General features: G+C 71.7%; 1 pseudogene. It reads right to left on the reverse strand.

The window, feature by feature from the left end:
* Positions 1–237: pseudogene (locus BIU99_RS16670) on the reverse strand (sugar phosphate isomerase/epimerase); the annotation flags it as partial.

Genomic DNA, 237 nt, shown 5'->3' on the forward strand with positions numbered 1-237 from the left:
GCCCTGCGCGGTCCAGAACCAGAGCGCGCGCTTCTGGGCGTCGTTGAACGGCTGGTGCAGCCCGGTCGAGAACACCTGCATGCCCCACTCGGCCGCCGCGTCGATCGTGCGGTGCGCGTACGCGAGGTTGTCCTCCTCGTGCCCGGGCTGGATCACGCTGCGGCGCTGCAGGTGCACGGACGGGATGCCGACGCCGTGCGACCGGGCGATCGCCAGGAACTCGTCACGGCGAGAGGC

Origin of the sequence: Plantibacter sp. MMLR14_011, from assembly GCF_001865025.1 — a bacterium.
In the GTDB taxonomy this organism is placed as follows: Bacteria; Actinomycetota; Actinomycetes; order Actinomycetales; family Microbacteriaceae; genus Plantibacter; species Plantibacter flavus_A.